We start from the raw sequence: 605 nt of genomic DNA, 5'->3' as shown, positions 1-605 counted from the left end.
ATCCTCGAAGACCTGAAGCCGGTCGAACCGCGCGCGCTGCGCAAGGATGTCAGCCTGCTCGATCGCCAGCAGGCTTTCGGCTACACCCAGGAAGATACCAAGCTATTGATGTCGCCGATGGCGACCACCGGCCAGGAAGCAGTGGGATCGATGGGCACCGACACGCCGATTTCGGCGATGTCGGACAGATCGAAGCTGCTCTATACCTATTTCAAGCAGAATTTCGCCCAGGTCACCAACCCGCCGATCGATCCGATCCGCGAGGAGCTGGTGATGAGCCTGGTGTCCTTCATCGGGCCGCGGCCCAACATCTTCGACCTCGTCGGCAATTCGCGCCGCAAGCGGCTCGAAGTGCGCCAACCGATCCTGACCAATGGCGATCTCGAAAAGATCCGCTCGATCGGCCACACTGAGGACCGTTTCGACACCAAGACGATCGACATCACCTATGCCTCGAACGAGGGCGCCGCCGGCATGCAGGGCGCCATCGACCGGCTGTGCGAGCGTTCGGAAGCGGCGGTCGCCGGCGGCTACAACATCATCATCCTGTCCGACCGTCAGCTCGGGCCGGACCGTATCGCCATACCAGCGCTGCTGGCGACGGC

At 62.6% G+C, this 605-nt stretch carries 1 protein-coding gene; it reads left to right on the top strand.

Features of this window, described 5'->3' with window-relative positions; genetic code table 11:
- Window positions 1–605 (top strand): glutamate synthase central domain-containing protein (locus E5X88_RS33530; RefSeq protein ID WP_292168566.1); only part of this gene is annotated, 605 nt, incomplete at both ends.

This window comes from Mesorhizobium sp. (assembly GCF_004962245.1).
Taxonomy (GTDB): Bacteria; Pseudomonadota; Alphaproteobacteria; order Rhizobiales; family Rhizobiaceae; genus Mesorhizobium.
This window is presented reverse-complemented; position numbering and strand designations above follow the sequence as displayed.